The sequence below is a fragment of the Streptomyces sp. NBC_00670 genome (assembly GCF_036226765.1).
GTDB lineage: Bacteria > Actinomycetota > Actinomycetes > Streptomycetales > Streptomycetaceae > Streptomyces.
This window is the reverse complement of sequence record NZ_CP109017.1, coordinates 1-23,423: the sequence shown is the minus strand read 5'-3', so window position 1 is coordinate 23,423 and position 23,423 is coordinate 1. Positions and strand designations below refer to the sequence as shown.

Genomic DNA, 23,423 nt, shown 5'->3' with positions numbered 1-23,423 from the left:
CGCCCGGCATACCTTCGCGCCCCGGCCACCAGGAGCGGCTCACATTGGTCCTTCGTGCGTGGAACTCAGGTCTCACACGCGAGACTCATGGGGAGCTACGGCCAGGTCTATGCCTCGATGATCCAGTCCGTCGGGATCAGGGCTTTGCCTTGGCGCCAGTTTTCGATGACGGCGTCGCGGAACCAATCGTCTCGTAGGTTCACGTGATCGCACACGATGATCTGCAGTCCCTGGCCGTTGCGGTTGACGACGTCTCGCATAAGGGTGAAGTAGCTGCGTACTGCTTCCCAGTCGGCGTCGGTGAGGGCGCCTACGTCATGGACTTCTTCGGGGAAGAAGGCCTGGGTGGGCTGGTCGAACATGATGAAGTGCGGGACGGGTCGCTGGTGTTTGAGCAGGTAGGTGTGCAGGGCCAGGTGCGCTACGAGGTGGTACCCGATCCAGTTCTTCGCGCTGCCGATGCGGGTGAGGGGGATGCGACTAGTTTCCGTGCGCAGGACGACGTTGAGGAGGGAGAGGCTGATGCGTACTTCTTCAGCCTCGTCTGCATGCTCGAGATCCAGCTCGCGGGCCCAGTCCGTCATGTCCAGTGCGATACGGCTGAGGCGGCTTTCCGTTTCCGCCCTCACATCGTCGGCATCGACGAGTTCCTGCAGTTCTGCGATCCGCTCCTGCATACGAGCCGCCTGACGGCGCAGCGATCCAGATTCGTCTGCCGACTGCGACGTAGTTCGTTGCAGTTCCTGGAGAATGCGTCCTTGCACGTGAGCCTGCCGCGCGTGCTGGTCATTGATCTCCTGGAGACGGCGGTTACTGGCCTGCAGGGCCTGGAGCGCTGAGGCATTGGCCTGGAGGCGCCGGCGAACGTCTGCGATCTGCTCGTTGAGTTCCTGACGGTGACGGGTCCGCGATGGCTGTAGTGCTTCTGCGTCGGTCAGCTCGTACTGGAGACGGCGCGTGAGGTCGTTGAGCTGCTCGATGTCGGGGTCGGGCTCCTCCAAGGCCTGATTACACAGAGGACAGACCTCGGGCGCCCCTGCATCTTCGGGACTGAGGAGTTGCAGAGACGTAAGGCGGCCGAGCTGGGTGTGGAGCTCACCGGTGAACGCCTGACTCTCCTGCTGCCACGAGTCGAGAAGGGCCCCGGCCTCGTTGAGGTCGTGAAGTTGTTCCCTCAGCGCCTGTCGCTCCGCAGCCAGGCGTTCCTGCATCCCGTCTTCGCCGAACACCGGAGGCGCCGATGGATCAACGACTGTGTCCGCCGCCTCGCGCAGCAGGACACTCAGTTCGGCTGCCGATGCGCGCTCTGGCACACCCTGGACCATGCCTGCCTCCTGGGCAAGGCGGGCCAGGCCGTGCAGGGCGGCGTTCGCGGATTCGTTGTCCCGCTGGCTCTCATCAACCTGTCGCTGGACGCGCCGCAGTGCCCGGGTGGCCTCCGCAAGCTGTCGTTGGCGTGCGGCCTGTTCCGGTCCGGCCGCACCGAGGAAGTACGGCAGCGTGTCCTTCATCATCTGCGCCATGCCGGGCTCGGACTGGCGATGGAACAGCAGCTGCTGGTTGGCGATCTCGGTCTGCTTTTGCAGGCACAGGTAAACGGCCTGGGCAATAGAGACATTGAACGCGTAGCGTTCGGCGCCCGCCGGAGGTTCGAAGCGGAAGTCGTCGATGCCCAGGCGAGCGCTGAGCTCTGCGCGTAGCGCGTCCGTGTCGGCATTCGCTCTCATACGGTCGCCTGCCGGCAGCTCGAGCGTGTGGTCGCCGATGATCAGCATGGCTTTGTTGGTGGAGGCTCCCGCTGGTCGGGGCCGGCCCAGGAGCAGGCGCGTCGAACCGATCTGTACGAGCAGCGCGTACCAGCCCACCGTCTGAGTGATCACGCCCTCTGGCAGCGAAATGTGCTGCCGTCCCAAGCAGTACTCGATGATGTCGAGGACTGCCGATTTTCCGGTCTCGGACTCTCCGGTGAGGATGTTCAAGGCTCCGGGTTTGAAGGTAATGGTGCGCGGTGCTTGCCTGCCATCACGGTGATACAGGGCAAGAGCGAGCAGATGCATGCTGAGGTGGCTTCCTTGGAGAGCTAGGGGCGGACCCCGAGCAGGGCGAATGCGGTAGCAGGCGATGTCGCTGCAAGCCAGCGGCCAACGAGGGCCGCAGCGCGTGTGCAGTCGACGAGCTCCGCTCCATGACTGTTCGCGTTGGGACGCCTGGGCTGTCTGGTCACTGCGAGGCCGCTGGAATGCACCGTCAACACGTTGTGCCGGACGCCGAACCGCTGGGACGCGCGGGTGTAATCCGTTAGCGAGGCGGCGCGGTGCGGGTATGACGCGCGCTGGATCGGATTATCAGCCAGCCAGCTGGCCAGCGGCGTGCGGACATCTCTCGGGAGCGCGGCGCGGGAGTCCGGCGGCAGCACCAGGGGAAGGACCAGGAAACTGCTCGGCAAGGGGAGAGGCAGACTGGGGCCTGCTGCCATGTGGGCCGCTACACAGTGCGCCAGCACATACGCCCCGAAAGCGGGATTGAACAGCGCTGCAGCTTCAGGGAGTTGACGCGCGGGAGCCGACATGGCTATTCCTCCCTGTCAGCAGTATCAGACGACTGGGACAGCAGGTTCTCGAAGTCGGGATGCCAGCCCACCGGCTCGTCGTCCTGCGTAGCCAGATCGGCCAAAGCGTGAAGCGTGCCGCGGGCGACCCATCGCTTCTCCACCTGCGGACGCAGCCGCAGTGTTTCTACGGCAGCCATGGCCTTGTCCAGAATGTCCACACCGGCCTTGACCGCATCGTCCCCGTATTCGCCAGCGTCATAGGCGTCGGCGAGTTTGGAGAACACCTGCTCCCACTCACGCCGGAGATCTGACTCGAACTGGTCGAGTTCGCTCTGGGCGACGTAGTGACGGTGGAGCCAGCGAGATCGATGGGTCCATGCGTGGTGATACTCGCCGAGATGGAATCGGATGCTTCGGCGCCCCAGTTTCAGGAGCTGGAGCTGGGCAACGAAGACGCGGTCCTTGTACCGGGCCACCTCGTCCTCGGTGAGCCGTTCCAGCCGGTCGCTGATGGGCAACGAGGTCTGCGCGTACTTGCTCATCACATAGTCGATCTTCGTGCGCAGTTCCTCGGCGGAAACAGTGTCTCTCCGGATGGGGTTGGAGCGGTCGAGCATCTCTTTGGAGACCCCCCACCACCAGCCCTTTAGCTCCTCCAGGATCTCTTGGCTCTGGCCCTGATCCGTCTTCCATACGCCGATCACTTCACGGAGCTTAGAGTCCACCTCTGACACTCGAGGCGCCAGATCGTCCACGACGATCTGGCCCACCAGAGCCTCCCGGACCACCGGAGTGCACCGGAGGAAGCGCTCCCGCCAAGGGCGTGTCGTCTTCGGACCCTCGGCATCACCAGCTAGCTCCTCAAGAGCTGCTAGAGCTGCGGCTACATCGCGCGTCTGCGGCTCGGCGCGCAGCTTCTCCAGGAGGCTCCCGGCAGAAACCTGCTGCGTGGTGACCAAGCGGAGCAGCGGCAGCGGCGCGTCCCCGAGGATCTCTAAGGCATCGCACCAGGAATTGATAGAACGCCACAGATCAGCACTGGTGGAGCCGATCTCGCCCTGACCGCCATGATGCTTGGACTGCACAAGCTCGACAGGAACTGACCCGTGCAGCAGGTCAATGTCGTCCAGCATCTCCATGCGTAGGGTGGCCTCGGCGTCCTTGAACCACCGCTGCGCCAGCTCCACCAACGCCCACTCGCACTGGTAGAGGTAGCCCAGCATCTGGCCAGCCGCTGAGTGGGGCATCTTCTCTGTCACGATGCGCGTCACTCTAGAGACAGCCTGCAACTGGATCAATACACACTCATAAGATCGCACATCGGTGCGAATCTCCGCTGGCTCCGATTCCTGTGCGCAACCTCTATGCCCACTCCACACCCAGCTCCCGTAGGGCGTCGAGCTGTTCCTGGGTGAGCTTGTCCCGCCTCGCCCGGGTGTTCGATACCCATACGCCCAGCTTTACGAGCACCGGCTCCGTCTCGCCGTCGACCGCGACCAGCTCACCATGGCCGCGCGGGACCGGCCGGTGCACGCCTTCCCGTTCCACCCACTGCGCGAGGGCCGCGAGGCCGCGCTGGAATGCCTGCTGCGCCTTGCTCTGGCCCTTTGTTGCACCCTTGGTTGCCGGGGCAGGAGACTGCGCCTCGGTGGGTTTGATGCCCAGCTTGGACAGCCGGTCCTGCTGTTCGGTGGACAGCTGCGCCCAGGTGCCCGGCTGTTTCTGCCGCTGGAGCCACCGTCCGATGTCATCGCCGTCCATGAGCACGCCGGGGGCGATGTCGGGCAGGTGGCCGTCGGCGTCGACGAGGTCGGCGAGGACGCGGTAGTGGCGTTGCCAGTCCAGGGGCCACGGGCAGTCCCAGTCCGGGTCGATCGCGGTGAGCTGCTCCGCACGCTGCTCCGCCCGCTTCGGGTCCTTGCCCAGGCCGTTCTTCGCGCCCTTCCGCCGGAGGTTGGCCATGTGCTGCCCGACCGGCACCATCGCCTCGCCCTCGCCCCACACGGCGTCCTGACGCGGGGCAAGGTGTCCCGTGGCCCGCCGGTAGGAGCGCAGTGCGGCGAGCTTGGTCTCCCATGCTTCCTCGCCTGGCTCCCAGACCATCCCGGCCTCGGGGGCGTCCAGCAGTTCCTTGCGGTGGGGATCGAGTTCGCCGGCGCGCAGTGCCTTGCGCTGCTGGTGCACCCACCGCCCGAGGGGGGAGTCCTTGGTGACGCCGACCTCGACCTCGACGTCGTAGGGCACGGCGTAGAGGCCGGTGATCTTGTTCTCCGCCCGCCAGCGGATCAGGGCTTGGTAGCCCTCCAGCCACACCAGGGACTCCGGCCGGTAGACCCGGGTGCGCAGAAACGCCGCGATCGTGGCCGCGTCGCGCGGGCTGGAGAAGTGGAGCAGCGCTGCTTCGGCGGCGGCCTGCGTGTCGTCCTCCTGGTCCTCGCCGTCGCCCTCTCCGTCGGCCCCGACGATCTGCCCGTCCTCGTCACGCCGGAGGTGCACCTTGCGCTTGCCGCTGGTGAGCGCGCGGGAGGCGAGCTGCTCGACCAGGCGCTCATCGTGGCTGCGCAGGCCCTTTATCTACAGGTGGTGCAGCTGTAGGGAGTGTTTGTTGGCCTTCTGACCTGCTGATATCTCGGTGTCCGAGTGCTGTGTGCAGCTCCGTGGCATGTGCCTCGATCCTTGTACGAGACGGGCCGGCCGGAGAGGTGCGCGCGGAACTCTTGATCCACTTGCCAGGAGCAAGGTTTCTGAGTAGGTTGCCCGAGATTATCTCTTGACACGCGCAAGGTTTGGGGGTGGTATCGACATGGCAAATCGGATGGAAGTGCTCCTCGCGGCGCTGGACCGTCAGGGATTCGAGAGCAGGCAGAGCCTGCAGGGATCTTGGTTCTTCTCCCGGAACGGCACCATGATCACGATCGGTCACGAGCCGGACGGCACGGGTGAGTGGATCGATCTGATCTCGGCGCTGCGAGGCGCAGGCTTGGTCTTCCCGGACGAGGGCTAGCCAGGTGTAGAAGGGGGCCAGAAGGCCTGGCCCCCTGTACCTGTCCATCCGCGCACACCGCAGAACGAAACAGATGGAAGGAAAGGAGAGAAGCATGGAACAGGAATGGCGGGCATCTGTAACCGTGGGTGCTGTCCGCGCCCTCCGGGATGAGCAATACGAAGAGTTGCATCGGCACTTTGCTGGCGTCATCAGGCACGAGGCTGCCGGGCAGCGTCTTCACCTTCTGTGGCGCCTGGACGCGCCCAGCTTGGTAGAGGCTGCGCACAAGGCTCTTAATACGGCGGTTGAGGGGCTGGGGGCTGCGATGAGTCACGAGCCTCAGCTGATCGACCTGCGCGTGGTTACTGCTGAGCAGGCGAACGCGGAGCGGGACTACCCCAGGGAGCAGGAGCTCATGGGGTACAGGGAAGCGGCTGAGGAACTGGATGTTTCCCGCCAGCGGGTTGCCCAGTTGGACGGTAATCATCCTGACTTCCCGCGACCGATTGGCCGCACTGGTGCCGGTCCGGTCTTCACCGCTGAGTCCATCCGGTCTTTTGCCGCTAGGTGGGACCGGAGTCCAGGGCGGAGGAAGACCGCCTAGGCAATTGGGCTTGAGTGAGCAGGACCCACTGGCTGCTGGCCTTCACCAGCCAGCGGGTCCTGCTTGCGGCAGTGTCTGTCCCTGCTCATCCGTCGTGGAGCTGACGCTGGTCACCATCTGGCCCGGATCGTTGCTACGGCTAGGTCGGACGTGTGGGCGGTGTGCACGGCTTCCAGCCAGTAGCTCTCTGGTGGGCGACTTACGGGATGGTGATCCGCCAAGGCGCACACCAGAAACCCGCTCTCCTGGAGTTCTAGCGGCCAGCCTTCGAGCACGGCGTGCTTGCTGTTCACGGAGTAGTGATCGTGCACGACGAGGCCGACGACGAAGTCTTGGCCTGTGATTGGGTCGTGCTCCACGATGGTGGCCAGTGGGTCTGCTGGTTGCTGATCAAGCCAGCTGATCTTGATCGCCGTGATGTCCAAGTGGCGGAAGTAGACGTTGTGCGTCGCTCCGAATCGGTCGTGGAGGTGACGCAGGGCTGTGGCATCCAGCGGAGTGCCAGGTAGCTGGAAGGAAAGTTGGCACTGCGAGACCAGGAGGGGTGCCGGCGTTCTGTCGCCTTGGCCGCTCGAGGGGGCGCACTCGTCCGGTCGCTGGCCGGTGGGTGACGGCTCAGCCGCAGCGATGATTGCCGTCAGTGTGTAGAGACCACCCAGGGTGGTGTCGCAGTACACGAGCTGCTCGCTGTGGTGCGGGGCAGCCGGCTCCGCCATACGCTGCTGTGCGTTGTCCAATGCCTGTATGAGTTCACCGGCGCCGATTCCGAACCATGAGGTGTCGTTCTGCTGGAGGGTCCAGGTGGGACGTGCGCTGGCCAGCCCGAGCTCATCAAGGCCGTGGATCAGGCGTATCAAGTCGTCAGCAGTATGGGCTTGGATGGGGATGTCCATACACACGCCGCGGCCGCGACCGAAGGACCAGTCCACGTTTGTGACGGCGGTAGCGAACACCACGGGAGCGAAGCCGCCCGGAACAGTCAGGTAAGGGTGTTGCTCCCCACGTGCGTCGCGGAGATGCAGGTCTCTTGCTGGCAGCGCGCGATCTGGCCTACGGGTTGCGGCGTGTGCCCGAAGAGACTCACCGAGATGCACTTGGCCATGAGTGATCAATGCCTCCTGCTTGGCTCTGAGCAGTCCGGGCAGTGTCGTCGGCTCCCGAAGCGCGCCCAGCAGATCTTCTTGGTCGACCAGAAGGATCGGTGACTGACGTTCTCGGCTGACCTCCTCTACGAGGGTTCCGGTGAAGCCGGAGACGCTGACGAGCACACCTACTACGTCGGGACTGGTCCGGCGCAAGCGGTCGCGTAGGCCACCGAGCACATCCATGTCCGCCTTCGCTCCTTGCCACTTGGCCTCCAGGAGATACCGGCTGTCTCCATAGCGGGCGGACAAGTCTGTCTGGCGTGGATGTGCCATCCTCGGGTTGAGTTCTACCTCGAAGTGAGCGAGCTGGAAGGCTCGCTGCAGTAGGTGCTCGAAGTCCTTCCCCCGGCGTTGCGGATCGCCTGCGGCACTGAGCCGCGTGTACGCGTCAGCTAGGTCGCTGACGCCTGTGAGCAGTAGGGCGTCATTGTTCAGCTTGGGTTCAAAGTTCTCGGCCACGTCGGTGATTCTGCTTCGACTTCTGGCGAGGACTGGGGCAGTTGCATGAATCGAGTGTCAGGCGCGGCGTCCGCCTTTTGTTGCCCTCAATTGGGGAGCTGACGCGTCGACGTCCTGCAAGGTCCCGCTGAGGCAGTGGCTCATCGAACAAATCCATGACTGTGGCCTCCGTGTCTGCAGGCTGAGGACAGCACACAGGTGGATGTTTTGAGGCAATATTCTGGTATGTCTGATTGTCGGTGGGTGGAGGTAAGGTCGCGGGGCGCGAACTCCTGAATGAGGGGGCTTTTGCGGTTTTCTAGAGGGGTGAGGCTGGGTGGGGCTGGCGGGTGGGGCTGCGGACAAGGCGGGTAATCGTTACGAGGACTGGTGGACCGCGCTGAGGGTGGCGGAGTTGCTGCGGGGGCGGGCGTCGCGGATCCGCCTGGAGCCGCCGGGGCCGGCGGGCGCCGGGATCGAGTTCGAACTCGAGGCTGCCGACGGCACGTGGTGCGAGCAGGTGAAGGACGTCCCCTCGAAGGGGCCGTGGACCCTGGATGCTGCGGGGAAGATCCTCAAGGCCGTCACGGGGCATCTCGCGGGGGGCAAGAAGGTGCGCCTCGTGCTGTCCACAGGGGCTCCTGAACTGCACGATCTTGCCCAGCGGGCCCGGGCCGCCGAAACACTCGCCGAGTTCGATGGCATCATCACCAAGGCCCAGCTTCCCCAATTCATACAGGTGCTCGGGAACTGGTCTGTGAACGGGGCGCCGGTCGACCGGGAGGTCGGCTGGCGGTATCTGCAGGCCGTGCACGTGGAGCATTACTCACCGGAGGCGCTGCGCCGCCTGGTGGTCTCCGAGTATGAGCTGCTGTTCGTCGGCGATCCGGAAGTGATTGTCCGGCAGGTGCGCGGCTATCTCGACGAGCACTTGCACCAGCGCCTCACCGGCTCCCAGATCCGCAGCCACCTTTTGACCGTGCCGGGAGTACGCCCACGCCTGCTGGCCGGTGACACCGGAACGCTCACGGCGCTGGCCGGGACCGTCGAGCGCTTTGTGCGGCGCGTGCGGCGGGACAAGCCTGTGTTCGGGATGGCAGCCCGCCCGCACGTGGAGCAGTTGTATCAGCGCCTAGTGTCCTGAGTCGTTAGTTCGCGTGCGGTTGTAGAGTGTGGCGATGCCTGGTCCGAAGCCGTTGCCGCTGGAGCTGTCCGATCACGAACGCAGGGTGCTGCGGGGCTGGTTGCGCAAGCAGACTGCGTCGCAGGCGCTGGTGATGCGGTCGAGGATCGTGCTGGCATGTGCGGAGGGTCGGCCGAACGCGGAGGTCGCGCAGGACCTGGGCATCTCGCGGGAGACGGTGCGCAAGTGGCGGTCCCGGTTCGCCGCGGACCGGCTGGAGGGCCTGGTGGACCGGCCGCGTTCGGGTGCACCGCGGAAGATCACGGACGAGCAGGTCGAAGCCCTGGTCGCCAGGACGCTCGGCCAGACGCCGCCGACGGGTGATTCGCACTGGTCGACGCGTTCCATGGCCCAGTCGGCAGGCATGTCGCAGTCGGCGGTCTCGCGGATCTGGCGGGCTTTCGGCCTCAAGCCCCACATCGTGGAGACGTGGAAGCTGTCGACCGATCCGCAGTTCGTGACCAAGGTCCGCGACGTGGTCGGCATCTACCTCTCGCCGCCGGAGAACGCCCTGGTCCTGGCGGTGGACGAGAAGTCGCAGATACAGGCCCTGGACCGGACCCAGCCGGTGCTGCCGATGGCGCCGACCGTGCCGGCGAAGATGACCCATGACTACGTCCGGCACGGCACGACCAGCCTGTTCGCCGCCCTGGACATCGCCTCCGGCTCGGTCATCGCCCAGCACTACCGCCGCCACCGCCACCAGGAATTCCTCCGCTTCCTGAAGGTCATCGACGCCGCCGTCCCCAAGGACCTCGAGCTTCACCTGGTCCTGGACAACTACGCCACCCACAAGACCGAACCGGTCAAGAAGTGGCTGCTGCGGCACCCCCGCTTCCACCTGCACTTCACCCCCACTTCGGCGTCCTGGCTCAACCTCGTCGAGCGCTGGTTCGCCGAGCTGACCTCCCGCAAACTCCGCCGCTCGGCCCACCGCAGCGTCATCGAACTCGAACGGGACATCCGCGGCTGGATCAACGAGTGGAACAAGAACCCCAGACCGTTCGTCTGGACGAAGACCGCCGACAACATCCTCGACACCCTCGCCGCATACTGCACACGAATTAACGACTCAGGACACTAGTGGCCGAGGACGGCCCGCAGATCGTGGTCTGCGAGGGCGGCGCTGGCCTGGGTAAGTCAGCGGTCGTCACCGACGTCCTGGTCCGGCTGGCCGAGCAGGGATGGCCGACGGCCGCGGTCCGGATGGACGGCGCCGACGCGAGCGTGCAGACGGCCAAGGATCTGGGGACCAGGATGACCCTGCCGGACTCGCCGGCGGTGCTGCTGGCCGGGGTCGCGGACGAAGCGCCAGCGCTGTTGGTGATTGACCAGCTGGACGCGGTCAGCACCTACAACGGCAGGATGTCGGACGCCTACGAGGCCGTGGAAGACGTACTTGCGCAGCTGGTCATCGCTCCGAACGTCAAGGTGCTCCTTGTAGCGCGCACCGTTGATATCGATAACGACCGGAGGCTGTCCCGTCTGGTCGCAGACCCCGCTCGGGCAGTCCGGTTCCCCCTCAGCGTCCTGGACCTGGAACAGGTGCGGGCTGTCCTGTCCGCCAACGGGACGGATCCCGACAGCCTGGGGCTGGTGACGCTGGAGTTGCTGCGAACTCCGTTGCACCTGTCGATCTTCAGCCGGCTGTCGCTCTCCGCACGGGCCGCTTCGTATCGGACTTTGCAGGAGCTGTACGCGCGCTACACCGATGAACGGCGCGAGGAGATCGAGCGACAGGCCACCGCGCTGGACTGGCGGGGGATCACGGGCACGCTGTGCGCGTCCATGAGCGAACGGGAAACGCTCCAGGCACCCATGGCTCTCCTCGACGGTTTCGCCCGCCAGCACATCAAGGTGCTCGAATCGCACGGTGTGCTGGTGCGCGACGGGGAACAGATCGGGTTCTTCCACGATACGTACTTCGATTTCCTCTTCGCCCGGTCCTTCATCTCTGCCGGAGAGGACATCCACGATTTCCTGGCCAATTCAGGTCAGTATCTGTTCCGTCGCGCTCAGACCCGGCAGATCCTCGAACACCTTGCTGGCACAGACCCTGAACGCTTCCGCGCCACAGTGGCCCGGCTCCTAGGCTCCGACCGGATCCGCCTGCACCTGCATGATGTGATCATCACGGTCCTTGGGCAGCTCGATGCCGCGCTGCCTGACTGGAAGGCCGTCGAACCGGTCGCTTGGGGTCAGGCTCCTGTGGCGGGCAAGGTACGAGGTCTGCTCGCCCTGCCGCAGTGGTTCGACGCCGCCGACCACGATCAGAGGTGGGAACGCTGGCTAAGCACGCCGCAGAGGGCCGATGCTGCCTTCCCTGAACTGCTGGCCGTTGCGCGCCACCGACCCGAGCGTGTTGCGGAGCTTGTGCGACCTTACGTGGGCACCACGCCACAGTGGGGACAGCGGCTTCTGCGGCTGATTGAGTGGGCGCTCACACCCGGCCTTATCGACCTCGCCGTCGACCTGATCGAGAGCGGACATGCGGACGAGGCGCGTGGACCCATCGCGGTGAACAGTGACTTCTGGTCACTCCTCTACGGCTTGGCCGAGACCGCTCCCGCTCCCGCTGCGCGTCTTGTAGGTGCCTATCTGCGGCGTCACCTTGCCCGAGCACTCGCCGATGGCTCCGGTGACCCCTTCGAATCCGGGCACTTGTCAACGCATTCGCAGGTTGCCGACACGGTCCTCTCCCGCATCGCGGAGGCCGAACCGGAAGCCTACGTCAGCCAGGTCCTGCCCTTTGTCATCGACGTGGCTACGGCAGGCAGCACGGGGCGCACCGACGCCTACGCCCCCAGCGGCCGTTGGGCTCACCGCCTTGTGGGCGGCCACGGCGTCGACGCTGCAATGCTGACCGCCCTCGACACAGCACTGCGCTCCCTGGCTGCCAACTCCCCGGCCGCCGCAGCGGGCGCCTTGCAGCAACTGACTCCCTCACCGGTTCAAGAGCTGCGCTTCCTCACCTGCCGTGTCTACGCCGTCATGAACCAGGCAGACGAAGCGATCGCCTGGCTCCTGAGCGATGAACGCAATCTGCGCCTGGGCTGGCTGAGCAGCGCGCGCTGGGCCTCGCGTGAACTCATCGAGGCAACCACGCCCCACTGCAGTGACGAGACGTTGGAACGTCTGACCGCGAAGCTGCTCGACTTCTACCCGGCGTGGGAACACCGACGGCAGAAGGGGCAGCGCAGCGCCTGGGGCTGGAGCCAGTACGAGTTGCTGTCGGCGATCTGTCCCTCGCGCCGTAGTGCCGCCGGACGCCGCCGACTCGACGAATGGGAACGCAAGTTCCCTGGCCAGATCCCGTCGCCACCGACACCAATCCAGACTGGGTTCGTCGGCTCGCCGATCAGTGACCATGCGGCCCGGCACATGACCAATGAACAGTGGCACCGAGCCCTGAACAAGTACGCCCAGCCCCAACCCGAACGACCCTGGCCTCCTCAAGGGGGCGCTCATGAACTGGCCCAGACGCTGAGCAGCCGCGCGCAACAGGAACCCGAGCGCTTTACCAACTTCGCCTTCACGCTTGGCCCCGACGCACCGGCCGCCTACCTGTGCGCGATCGTGGAGGCGGTCACGCCTCATCTGGACGCCGACCGCTGGGAGCAGTTGGCTCTCCACACCCACCGGACCCTCGGCCCCGCCGCCGCGCCCACAATCTGCCGCGCCCTGCAGTCGGCTCCGCAGAACTTCACTGCTGCTTCGCTGCCAGCCCTCGACAGCTACACCACGGATCCCCACCCCGAGCAGGACATCCGCGACGCCGATGCCGAGGGAACCCGAACGGATCTGCTGACCGCCGGCATGAACGCCACCCGCGGCCAGGCAGCGCTCACCGTTGCCGCCCTGCTCTTCCACGGCAGTGAGCACCTGCACGCCTTGACGCCCCTAGTCACCCGCCTCGCCAACGACCCCGTGCTCGCTGTACGAGTCTGTGCCGCCCAGGCCGCGCTGGCCCTGATGCACCATGATCCTCAGATTGCGCTGGACACCACTGAACAACTCCTGAACCACCAGGACACCAACGTCTACAACGCCACCACCACCCAACGGCTGCTCATCAACACACTGGTCCGTGAACCCTCACGTTTCGCTGCCCACCTCGCCCGGGCCCTCCAAGGGCCGGGCGATACGGCCGACCTCACTGGCCAGTCCTGGGCTGTTGCCACCATCCAGGGATGCCTCACCCCAGACCTCCCGAACAGCACGCACGAACTCAACGCCCTAGCCCGCCGTGGGGCGGCAGCAGTCTTCGCCAACAACATCGACCACTACCCGCACCTTGTCCCGCTGTTCAACGACAACGACACTGACGTGCGAAAGAACGCCTCCCAGGGCATGCGGCAGGCATTCGACCTGCTTTCTGCGCAAGCCGACGAACTCGTCAGTGCTTTCCTCGATAGCGACGCGTTCCCCGACCACCTCGAACACCTGGCCTTCGCTCTCTACGACCACACCGGCCCCCTTCCCGCCGTGGCTATTGACGCCTGCGAGCGCATCGTCCAGCACGCGGGCAAAGACCTCGGCGACCTGAGAACCCACCGAGCAGCGGACGGCCACTACCTGGTCTCGGCGGTCCTCCGCCTCTACCGCCAAAGCCCGAGGTCCCAACGGATCCGATGCCTGGACATCATCGACAGACTCTCGCAAGCAGGCGCCTACGGGTTGAACGCGGCTTTGGAAAACGAGCGCTGACCCGACGAATCCCGATGGCGTCCCGCCGAGTGGTGTAGCCATCCGGACGGCGCCGGTCCGGATGGCCCGTTGGCGGCCGGCGCGGCAACGACCCGCGCCGTCGCGCGAGCCGGTAGGAAGGCATGGACCGCTCGGCGTCCGGGAGCCAGGCCCATCACCGCTGCGACCTGCGAAGCCGCGAAGGCTGACCGCCTACACCACTCGGCGGGACGTGACCCGAATCCCTGGCTCTGGCCTTGCCGAGAATTATCTGAGGGAGAGCCAGAGATGAGGGACGTTTGTTCTGGCTCTCACCTGCGGGGATGGTGCTGGGCGGAGTGCGGTACGCATCGCTGGGCCTGGTGGTTGTGTTTGTCACGTGGATGTCGACTTTGTGGCGGAGCGTGCTGTTTCTCCGGTAACCGGTGTGGTGCGGTGGGTGGTGGTCGACGCCGGTTCGTTCGATCTGCACACCGAGGCGGTGGCGTTCCTGGCTTCGTTGCGGGCGCGGGGGTGTTCGCCGAACACCGAGCGAGCATATGCGGGGCGGGTCGCTCTGTATTTGAGTTACTGCCGGATGCGGGGGCTGGACTGGCGGACTCCCGGCTTCCTGGATCTGGCCGGGCTGCAGCGGTGGCTGATCGAGACGCCTGTCCAGCACCGGGCCGACCAGGTGCGGCCCGGTGCTGTCCGTTACCGGTCGCGGGGGACGGCGAACGCGGTCATGACGGTGGTGGGGGAGTTCCTGCGGTTCGGCGCCGTGCACGGCTGGGTGCCGGCCGCTACGACGGCGTTGCTGTCCCAGCCGAAGTTGCTGCGCTTCACCCCGCCCGGCTTCGATACCGGCGAATCGGGCCAGCGGCGCCAGGTCGAGGCGGCCGTGTTCCGCTTCAAGGTCACCGAGCCGGGCTATGAGGACCTCAGCGATGAGCAGATCCGCCGGATGATCGCTGCGGCGCCGAGTGCCCGGGACCGTTTCCTGATCGCGCTGCTGGCGTGTACGGGGCTGCGGATCGGTGAGGCGCTCGGGCTGCACCGCGGCGATATGCATCTGCTGGCCTCCTCCCGCGTGGTGGGCTGCGGCGTGGAGGGTCCGCACGTGCATGTCCGCCGCCGTATGGACAACCCCAACGGTGTCCTGGCGAAGTCCCGGCATCACCGCTTCGTGCCGGTCACCGCCGATCTGGTCGCGCTGTATACCGACTACCAGTACGAACGCGACGATGTGGCCGAGGCTGTGGAGTCGGAGATGGTGTTCGTGAATCTGTTCCGTGCGCCGCTGGGGCGGGCGATGTCGTACCCGAATGCCAAGGAGATGTTCGACCGGCTGGCGCGCGCTCTCGGGCAGGCGTGCCGTCCGCACATGCTGCGTCACTCGGCGGCGACCCGCTGGCTGCGTGACGGCGTCGACCGCGATGTGGTGCAGCGGCTCCTGGGCCACGCCTCGCCGTTGTCGATGGAGCGCTACCGGCACGTCGACGACGCCGAGGCGCGGGCGGCGGTCGAACGTGTCGGTTCCCTGAAGGAGCGTCGATGTGCAGCATCTCGTCCGCACTGTCGCGGATGCCCGCACCGCGCTCCGAAGACGCGGGGGATCTCGACAGCGGGGGATGGGCTGCGTGGCTGCGAGGTCATCTCGATCCCGCCTGGCGGGCGAGTGAATGGCGGCAGGACTGCTGGCTGTTCACCGGCAGTGTCCACGAGCCGCGCAGCTCGGTTGCACTGTGCCGTACGGAGGCATGCGACACCGTGGTCTCACCGGCCAACATCTTCTGCCCTTTCTGCAAGGAGGAGCGGAAACGGTCGCCGCTGCCCGACGCGGAGTTCGCGCGGGCCTTCGTGCCGGTGCGTAACCGGGTTGCCTTCGGCGGTGTTCCGGAGCCGTGCAGTTTCACGAAGGACGGGCAGCGCTGTGTCCGGCCCCGCCACTGCAAGGAACTGTGCGCCACGCACTACACCCAGTGGAAAACCCACTCCACCCGCAAGACCGCCAGCCGGTGGGAGGACACGGCCGTCCCGTATGCCGATACCCCTGCCTGCCCGGCTCCCGCCTGCCCGCTGCCGGGCCTGTACGGCCGGGGCCTGTGCCGGCATCATGCGCAGCGTTTCCGTGAGCACCGACGCACTCACCCGGACGCGGCCGTGGCGCCGTGGGCGGCGCAGCAGCCCCCGTATCTTGCCCCGCACCAGTTCAGTCTCCTGCCGCTGCCCGAACTGCTGCGCTGGGAGGTCCTCTACGGTCTGCAACAGGTGGACCCGTGGCTGCGGATCTTCGAACCCCCGCAGGTCCGCCGCATGGTGCGGGACCTGGCTGAGACCGGCACGCTCATCGGCGGCATCACGGACCAGCAGATGTGCCCGCGCTCCACTGTCGCGGTCCTGCGGATGCTCGGCCGCGTGCGTACGGCAGTCCGGGCGGGCCATGCGCAGTACACCGGCACCGCGCCGGCACAGGACGACGTCCTGGATCTGCGTGCGCTCGGCCAGCGCTCCCGCACCCCGGCCGGTATCCGGCAGCCCAAGACCGTTGATCTGCGCACCATCCGGCAGCCGTGGCTGCGCGGCCTGCTGCGCACCTGGACCGTCCAGCAGCGCCCGGGAGCGGACGAGTTCGCCCGCACGCTGCGCGGCGTGGAGCTCGCCTCCCGGGCCCTCGCGCAGCGCCCGGGAACCGACGACCCCGCAGGCTTGCGCTACGACGACGTCACCGCCGTGGTCGACGCGATCCGCACCGCACTGAAACGGGACGGCGAGCCGGCCGGCTGGAACTACCGCATGTCCATCGCCAGTCACTTCTTTGCCCTGATCGACTACGGCCGCCGCTCCGGAGCCGCGGACGACCTCTCGGCCGCCTTCGTCCGTGACCCCGCCCTCCACCGCATCCCCGAACAGGAGGCCAACGAGGACGAGATCGGCAAGGCGATCCCCGAACCGGTGATCCGCCAGCTCGACGCCCACGTCCACCTTCTCGGCCAGGGCCGGGCCCGCGGCCAGCGCACCCTCGCTCCCGACGACCTGAAGCTGATGTACCGCACGCTGTACATCCTGCTCAGAGACACCGGGCGGCGGCCCCTGGAAGTCCTTTCCCTGCCCCGCGACTGCCTGGAGACCCGCAACGACCAGATCTCCCTGGTCTGGAACAACCACAAGGCCCGCCGCCACCGCAGGCGCCTGCCCATCACCACGTCCACCGCTCAGGCCATCCGTACCTGGAACGAACGCCGAGAACAGCTCCAGACCAGCCTCCCGCCCACCGGCGCCGACTACCTCTTCCCCGCCCTCACGCACCTCGCCACCCGCCCCTACCTGCACACCAGCTACCTCGGCGAGACCCTGCGCCACTGGGTCGACTCCATCCCCCACCTGCACGGCGAAGGTACCGACACACAGGGCAACCCGCTGCCCTTCGACCGCTCCCTCATCTACGCCTACGCCTTCCGCCACTCCTACGCACAACGCCACGCCGACGCCGGAACCCCCCTCGACGTCCTGCGCGAACTGATGGACCACAAGTCCGTCAGCACCACCCAGCGCTACTACACCGTCTCCCTGAAACGAAAACGCGACGCCGTCACCAAGCTCGCCGCCCACGTCGTCGACAACCACGGCCACCCCAGCCCCAGCTCCGAGACCGCCTACGAACTGCGCTCCGTCGCCGTCCCCTACGGCGGATGCACCGAACCCAGCAACGTCAAAGCCGCAGGCAGCTCCTGCCCCATCCGCTTCCAGTGCGCCGGCTGCGGTTTCTACCGCCCCGACCCGTCCTACCTTCCGGCGATCGAACAGCACATCAACGAACTGCGCGCCGACCGCGAAACAGCCCAGGCTATGGACGCCGCCGAATTCGTCATCACCGCCTTCACCGCCCAGATCTCCGCCTACGAGCAGGTCACCGACCGTATGCAGCGCCGCCTCGCCGCCCTCCCCGCCGCACAACGCCAGGAGATCGAGGAGGCCAGCACCATCCTGCGCAAAGCCCGAGCCGGCAACACCCACACCCTCCTACCGCTCACCGTCGTCTCCAGGACCGACCCGGCATGAACCCCCGCGGCAACCCGCACACCCTCGCCCAGGCCCGCCGCCGCACCAGCCTCGACAAACGCCAGCGAGCCCTGACCGCACTCACCACCCTGGAACAACAGGGCAAGAAGATCACTCACACCGCGGTCGCCCGCACCGCCGGCGTCTCCACATGGCTCACCTACACCGAAGGCATCCGCGAGCACATCGAAGCCGCGCAACAACGCCAGCACCCCACCACCCCCTCGCCCGCCCGCACCCGCAGCACCACCGCCACGCTGCGCACAGAACTCAAGCTCGCCAGGCAGGAGATCCGGACCCTGAGGGAAGACAGAGACCGGATGAGGAAGGCCATCCAGCACCAGCTCGGGCAGCAACTCCACGCCCTCGACACCGGGCACCTGACCGAACGCGTCGACGAACTCATCCGGAACAACCAACGGCTCGAAGACAGCCTCCAGCAGGCCACCGACGACAACCACCGGCTCCAGGCCCGCGTGGGCACCCTGGAAACAGACCTGGCGGCAGCACGCACCAGCCTCCGACGGATGATCCGAGAGGAGAACACCAACCGCTGAGGCGGGTCCAGGGGGACTGTAAATCGTTCGGTGTAACTCCCGATCATGGAAGATGCATCGATGACCAGTGAGAACGTGGCCGAGCAGGCTGTCGAGTCGGCAGCGGCTGTGTCGGCGAAGGCCGTGGACGACCAGCTGATCGACGAGCTGGTGAGCCGGGCCCAGGCGGAGGGGCTGCAGCTGACAGGTGAGGGCGGGCTGCTGCAGCAGCTGACCAAGCGGCTGCTGGAGTCCGCTCTCGAGGGCGAGATCACCGACCACCTCGGCTATGACAAGCACGATCCGGCGGGCAAGAACGGCGGCAACTCCCGCAACGGCAAACGCTCCAAGACCGTGCTGACCGAGGTGGGACCTGTGGAGATAGCCGTGCCCCGCGACCGGGACGGCTCGTTCGAACCGAAGATCGTAAAGAAGCGGCAGAAGCGCCTGACCGGTGTCGACGAGATGGTCATCTCGCTGGCCGCCAAGGGCCTGACCACCGGTGAGGTCCAGGCCCATCTCGCGGAGGTCTATGGGGCGGAGGTCTCCCGGCAGACCATCTCCACGATCACGGACAAGGTCCTGGACGGCATGGCCGAGTGGCAGAACCGGCCGCTCGACGTCGTTTATCCGGTGGTCTTCATCGACGCCATCCACGTGAAGATCCGCGACGGCGCGGTCGCCAACCGGCCGATCTATGTGGCCCTGGCCGTCACCGCCGAGGGGCGACGCGAGATCCTCGGGCTGTGGGCCGGCGACGGCGGCGAGGGCGCCAAGCACTGGCTGCACATCCTCACTGAGATCAAGAACCGCGGCGTGAACGATGTGCTGATGCTGGTCTGCGACGGGCTCAGGGGCCTGCCCGAGGCGGTGGAAACGGTCTGGCCCCGCACCATCGTGCAGACCTGTGTGGTCCATCTGCTGCGGAACTCCTTCCGCTATGCCGCCCGCCAGGACTGGGACAAGATCGCCCGCCTCCTCAAGCCCGTCTGCACCGCCCCGACCGAGGACGCGGCCCTGGAGCGGTTCGCGGAGTTCGTCGACGCCTGGGGCAGGAAGTATCCGGCGATCGTGAAGCTGTGGGAGAACGCCTGGGAAGAGTTCACCCCGTTCCTGCGGTTCGACACCGAGATCCGCCGCATCGTGTGCACGACGAACGCGATCGAGTCGGTGAACGCCAGGATCCGCCGGGTGGTCAAGGCTCGCGGACACTTCCCCAACGAGCAAGCCGCGTTGAAGTGCGTCTACATGGCGACCATGTCCCTCGATCCCACGGGCAAGGGCCAGACCCGCTGGACCATGCGCTGGAAGACCGCATTGAACGCCTTCGACATCACCTTCGACGGCCGACTCTCAGCAGCCCGCCAGTAACCCAACCCACCCTGGTTACACCGTTCATTTGACAGACCCGGTCCAGGCACCCCGCAGGACACGCCACGCTTCAGCAACCCGACAGACCCTGCTGCTAAGCCCACTCGACTCCGAGTTCGGCGAGTGCGGTGCGCTGGTCGTGGGTGAGTTTGTCGCGGCGGGTCTTGGTGTTGGAGATCCATACGCCGAGCTTGTGCTGGTGTTCCTGGCCGTCGATGACGACGGCTTCGACGTGCCCCCTCGGCACTGCCTTGTGGGCACCCTCGCGCTGGACCCACTGCGCGAGGGCGGTCAGGCCGCGCTGGAAGGCTGATGCTTTCCCGGATGCCTTCCCGCCGTCCGTGGTGGCTGGTGCGGGCTGTTCGGCGGGTGTCACTCCCAGGCTTGAGAGTCTCCGCTGCTGTTCCTCGGTGAGTTGGGACCACTCGCGGGTCTGTCGCTGGAGCCATCGTCCGAGGTCGTCGCCTTCGAAGAGCACTCCGGGCTCGATGGCTGGGAGGATGCCGTCGGGTTCGTCGGCGGTGAGGTCGGCGAGGACGCGGTAGTGGCGCTGCCAGTCCAGGGGCCAGGGGCAGTTCCAGTCGGGGTCGATCGCGGCCAGCTGCGCCGCCCGCACCGTAGCGCGTTCGGGGTTCTTGCCGAGGCCGTGGGTGCGGCGGAGGTTGGCCATGTGCTCCCCGACCGGAGCCAGTTCACTGTCGGCGGTGCCCCATACGGCGTCACGTCGGGGGGCGAGGTGGCCGTGCGCCCGCCTGTACGAGCGGAGAACCGCCAGTTTGTTCTCCCATGCTTCCTCGCCGGGTTCCCACACCATTCCGGCTTCGTCGAGGAGTTCCTTGCGGTGGTCGTCGAGTTCGCCCGCACGGTACACGCGCCGCTGCTGGTGGACCCAACGCCCCAGCGGGAACGCCTTGCTGACGCCGGCCTCGGTCTCGGTGTCGTAGGGGACGGCGAACAGGCCGGTGATGTGGTTGTCCTTCCGCCAGCGCAGCAGGGCCTGGTAGCCCTCCAGCCAGACCAGGGACTCCGGCCGGTACACCCGGGTGCGCAGGAACGCCGCGATCGTCGCCGCGTCCCTCGGGGTAGAGAAGTGCAGCAGTGCTGACTCCACCGGGCCCTCGGTCTCGTCCTGCCCGCCTTCTCCTTCGGCCGTGGTGCCGATGATGCGCCCTTCCTCGTCCCGCTTCACGTGTACATGCCGCTGCCCGCTGCTCAGCGCCCTGCTGGCGAGCTGTTCGACGAGGCGTTCCGAGTGCGAGCGCAGGCCTTGGAGGACGGCTACTAGGGGTGCGAACGAGGCGGAGGCGACCATGTCGGTCGGGTCTTCGCCGGGCTGGAGGAAGACGGGCACGATGATCCTGGCGGTCTTGGCCGTGCCGTCGGGGTTCGGTCGCAGTGCCCGGCCGATGTTCTGGACGATCTCCACCTGGGAGCCACGGGTGTCGGCGAAGCAGATCGCCTCCACACCGCGTTCGCCGACGATGTCGACGCCCTCGCCCAGGACCCGCACGCTGGCCAGGAACGCCCGGTGCACGCGCTTGTTGCTGGCATCGAGGCCGTCGGCGAACTGGCGCAGGACCTCCCGACGTTCGGCGACGAGGTGGTCACCGCACAGCCATGCCGACCAGACCCGGTCCGGGGGTACGTGGCGGCCTGCCTCCAGCTGGTAGAACTCCGCGTCGATCGACGACTTCGGCAGCAAGTCCGCGTCGGCCAGAACATCGTCGGAGACCTCGGCCGCGTACAGCTCGGCGGCCGTCTGCGGCATCTTCTCCGCGAACGCCATCGCCTCCTCCACCCGCTGGTGGAAGGTCATAACGGTGCGCAGGTTCCGCGCGGCGGCGTGCTCCAGGAGCGCCGTCTGCAGCAGCGCGAGGCGCCGGCCCCGCTGCGCCTCCTCTGATAGTGCCTGGATGGGGGAGGGGTCGTGGATCTCCAGCACGTCGATCTCGAATCCGGCGAGGATGCCGCGTTCGATCGCCTCGGACAGTCCGAGTTCGTAGATCCACTCGCCGTACGGGCCGTCCGGGTCGGACGCCATGGTGGCGATCTCCAGCTCCTGGCCGTCCCTGCCCTTCTGCGGCCGGGGTGAGGCGAGGATGCGGGGGGTGGCGGTGAGGTAGAGCCGGAAGGCCGCCGGGATACGGGTGTTGTCGTGGATCGCCGCCCACGGCCGCCCAAGATCGCCGGTGGTTGAGTGGGCTTCGTCGACGACGGCGAGGCCGAACGGGGCCATCGTCTGTCCGTACAGCCGCTCTCCGCCTGCCAGAGCGGCCTCCAGCGGCCCGCGGACCTTCCGCTGACCCAACGCGCCCTCCGGGTCGTCGCGGTCCACGAGGGAGGCGTACGTGGCGAACACGACCACCGGCCCATGCCCCGCCCACAGCGCCAACTGGATCGCGTTCGTGGTGGTCCGTACGCCCAGCTGCTCCAGGACGTCGTCCTTCTCCAGCGAGCACACCGCGACCATCGGCCCGTTGTGACCGACCCTCCGCCACGCCTGGGCGGTCTGCACGAGCAGATCGAGGGTGGGGACCATGACGAGGATCCGCCCGCCGCGGAAGCACTCCAGCGCAGCCCACGCGGCCGTGATCGTCTTGCCGGACCCCGTGGCGGACACCACTGTGGCGCGCGCCCCTTCCGCGGGCACAGAGGACCTTGCAGGGAATCCGACCCATTTACGGATACGCGCAGTCGCATCTACCTGGTGTTCTCTGAGCGCGATTCTCTGAATTCCAAACTGTACTGTCATCAGTTCCTCTTGCCGAGAGCGGTGTTGCAGCCCGATGTCTCATCGATGGCAGGTGAGCTTTTAAGCGCCGAGTCCTTCGAGGCCCCATTCATCGAGCCCGGAGTAGACCGTTGCAGTTCGGCATTGCGGTGCCAACATGCACTCAGCTTCCCCGCGGTAGACGGCCACAAGAGAGTCAGCTCCTCGCCACCAGGTGTCTGCGCGTCCGGCAACCTCCAAGACCGGTTCGAAGCCGTCGAGTTGCAGCGCCTCCACGGCTTCACCGGTCACCGTAGTGACAGTGCGGGCACACCGGCGGGCATGATCGGCGAGGGCCACCGACTCCACCCATCCCTCGATGCTGCCATGCAGAGGCACCCAAGTGCCGGCATGTATACCGAACTCCCCCTCGGGACCAATCATGAAGGCGTAGGGAAGCGCGGTGCGCTGCAGCCCGGCCCCGAACCACCAGCCCTCCGCCTCCGCCCCCTCAGGAACGTCCGCACTCAGCGAACTGGGCCCGCCGTCGTAGTGCGGAGACGGAGGGAGGGCTATCCCGCCCCAGATTTCCTGATACGCCACAGCACGGTCAATCTCTGCTGACGGGATTCCGTGCTCCAGCCACCGGGCCCGGTGCTGCTCCACACCGGGATCAGGAATCCGGTAACCGTGGATTCGGACGAAATATTGAGCCCTGCGCGTAAGCCCATCAGGAATCTTTTCCCTGATCGTCACTCGATTCACCTCATCGACTTTGCTCACCCTGTCGAGCTCAAACAGCCTTGAGGGTGTGACTGGTTTTCCCCAACTCTACATGCTGCATCAAAAGGAAGCATGCACTACTCTGAAACTCGACACGAACGAGCGGCCACCCCTCCTCGCAGCCAGCCAGGCCCGCGCCAGCGGGCCTGAGGGGACTGGAGGCGCAGCCGGAAGGGGCGTTGAGGGCGGGGGAGCGCAGCGGACCTGCCCGGCCGGCCTGGAGCGCCAGCGGAGGGCCGGGTCCAGGACGAAGTCCTGCTGCTCCGGGAGCGCAGCGGACGGAGCGTCAACCCGGCTGCGCAGCAGCGGGGTTGTGCGGGACGCGTAGCGTCCCGCCAGCGCTCCCGCGGAGCGGGAGCGCAACAACCGTGCGCAGCACGGTTGTTCGC

15 protein-coding genes and 2 pseudogenes are annotated in these 23,423 nt (G+C 66.6%); 9 read left to right on the top strand and 8 right to left on the bottom strand.

The window, feature by feature from the left end; genetic code table 11:
• Positions 1-107 precede the first annotated feature (107 nt).
• From OIE12_RS00085 to OIE12_RS00070, 4 genes and pseudogenes are all read right to left on the bottom strand, one after another.
• A complete protein-coding gene (locus OIE12_RS00085; RefSeq protein ID WP_329130322.1) occupies positions 108-2,057 on the bottom strand; it encodes a DUF3732 domain-containing protein in 1,950 nt (649 codons plus the stop codon).
• A gap of 23 nt (positions 2,058-2,080) precedes the next feature.
• Positions 2,081-2,569, bottom strand: coding sequence for a three component ABC system middle component (locus OIE12_RS00080; protein WP_121709953.1), 489 nt, complete (start codon positions 2,567-2,569; stop codon positions 2,081-2,083).
• A 2-nt stretch (positions 2,570-2,571) separates the two neighbouring features.
• On the bottom strand, positions 2,572-3,810 hold the full coding sequence (locus OIE12_RS00075; protein ID WP_329130318.1) for an ABC-three component system protein: 1,239 nt from the start codon (positions 3,808-3,810) through the stop codon (positions 2,572-2,574).
• A gap of 103 nt (positions 3,811-3,913) precedes the next feature.
• Positions 3,914-5,125: pseudogene (locus OIE12_RS00070) on the bottom strand (helicase associated domain-containing protein); the annotation flags it as partial.
• A 229-nt stretch (positions 5,126-5,354) separates the two neighbouring features.
• On the opposite strand from OIE12_RS00070, the gene OIE12_RS00065 reads away from it, so the two are divergent.
• Positions 5,355-5,555 (top strand): hypothetical protein, encoded by a 201-nt coding sequence (locus tag OIE12_RS00065; RefSeq protein WP_067237575.1) that lies wholly within the window; start codon positions 5,355-5,357, stop codon positions 5,553-5,555.
• A 94-nt stretch (positions 5,556-5,649) separates the two neighbouring features.
• Entirely contained in the window at positions 5,650-6,141 is a 492-nt protein-coding gene (locus OIE12_RS00060; protein ID WP_329130313.1) for a hypothetical protein, read from the top strand.
• 110 nt (positions 6,142-6,251) lie between these two features.
• Here the strand turns inward: OIE12_RS00060 and OIE12_RS00055 are convergent, their stop codons facing one another.
• Complete coding sequence (locus OIE12_RS00055) at positions 6,252-7,745, bottom strand: restriction endonuclease (protein ID WP_329130311.1); 1,494 nt, start codon at positions 7,743-7,745, stop codon at positions 6,252-6,254.
• A 316-nt stretch (positions 7,746-8,061) separates the two neighbouring features.
• Between OIE12_RS00055 and OIE12_RS00050 the strand changes: the two genes are divergently transcribed.
• Genes OIE12_RS00050 through OIE12_RS00040 form a run of 3 tightly spaced genes read left to right on the top strand, consistent with a single transcriptional unit; the run spans position 8,062 to position 13,614 of the window.
• The gene (locus OIE12_RS00050) at positions 8,062-8,868 is read left to right on the top strand and encodes a hypothetical protein (RefSeq protein ID WP_329130309.1); all 807 of its coding nucleotides are present in this window, start codon (positions 8,062-8,064) and stop codon (positions 8,866-8,868) included.
• 34 nt (positions 8,869-8,902) lie between these two features.
• Positions 8,903-9,991, top strand: coding sequence for an IS630 family transposase (locus OIE12_RS00045; protein ID WP_329130307.1), 1,089 nt, complete (start codon positions 8,903-8,905; stop codon positions 9,989-9,991).
• Complete coding sequence (locus tag OIE12_RS00040) at positions 9,991-13,614, top strand: hypothetical protein (protein ID WP_329130304.1); 3,624 nt, start codon at positions 9,991-9,993, stop codon at positions 13,612-13,614. The genes OIE12_RS00045 and OIE12_RS00040 overlap by 1 nt, the downstream gene beginning before the upstream one ends.
• Positions 13,615-14,286: 672 nt before the next feature.
• Here OIE12_RS00040 and OIE12_RS00035 read toward each other — a convergent pair.
• Entirely contained in the window at positions 14,287-14,493 is a 207-nt protein-coding gene (locus OIE12_RS00035) for a hypothetical protein (RefSeq protein ID WP_329130302.1), read from the bottom strand.
• Between OIE12_RS00035 and OIE12_RS00030 the strand changes: the two are divergent.
• From OIE12_RS00030 to OIE12_RS00015, 4 genes and pseudogenes are all read left to right on the top strand, one after another.
• A pseudogene (locus OIE12_RS00030) lies at positions 14,474-15,067 on the top strand (tyrosine-type recombinase/integrase); the annotation flags it as partial. The gene OIE12_RS00035 and the pseudogene OIE12_RS00030 overlap by 20 nt on opposite strands.
• A 59-nt stretch (positions 15,068-15,126) precedes the next feature.
• Positions 15,127-17,634, top strand: a complete 2,508-nt coding sequence (locus OIE12_RS00025) for a tyrosine-type recombinase/integrase (RefSeq protein ID WP_329130300.1) — start codon at positions 15,127-15,129, stop codon at positions 17,632-17,634.
• On the top strand, positions 17,631-18,191 hold the full coding sequence (locus OIE12_RS00020) for a DUF6262 family protein (RefSeq protein WP_329130298.1): 561 nt from the start codon (positions 17,631-17,633) through the stop codon (positions 18,189-18,191). Before OIE12_RS00025 ends, OIE12_RS00020 begins: the two co-directional genes overlap by 4 nt.
• 60 nt (positions 18,192-18,251) lie before the next feature.
• The gene (locus tag OIE12_RS00015) at positions 18,252-19,541 is read left to right on the top strand and encodes an IS256 family transposase (RefSeq protein WP_329130296.1); all 1,290 of its coding nucleotides are present in this window, start codon (positions 18,252-18,254) and stop codon (positions 19,539-19,541) included.
• A 94-nt stretch (positions 19,542-19,635) separates the two neighbouring features.
• Here OIE12_RS00015 and OIE12_RS00010 read toward each other — a convergent pair whose 3' ends face one another.
• Together OIE12_RS00010 and OIE12_RS00005 are read right to left on the bottom strand one after the other, a co-directional pair.
• Entirely contained in the window at positions 19,636-22,293 is a 2,658-nt protein-coding gene (locus tag OIE12_RS00010; protein ID WP_329130294.1) for a DEAD/DEAH box helicase, read from the bottom strand.
• Positions 22,294-22,353: 60 nt separating this feature from the next.
• A complete protein-coding gene (locus tag OIE12_RS00005) occupies positions 22,354-23,034 on the bottom strand; it encodes a hypothetical protein (RefSeq protein WP_329130292.1) in 681 nt (226 codons plus the stop codon).
• Between the last annotated feature and the right edge of the window lie 389 nt (positions 23,035-23,423).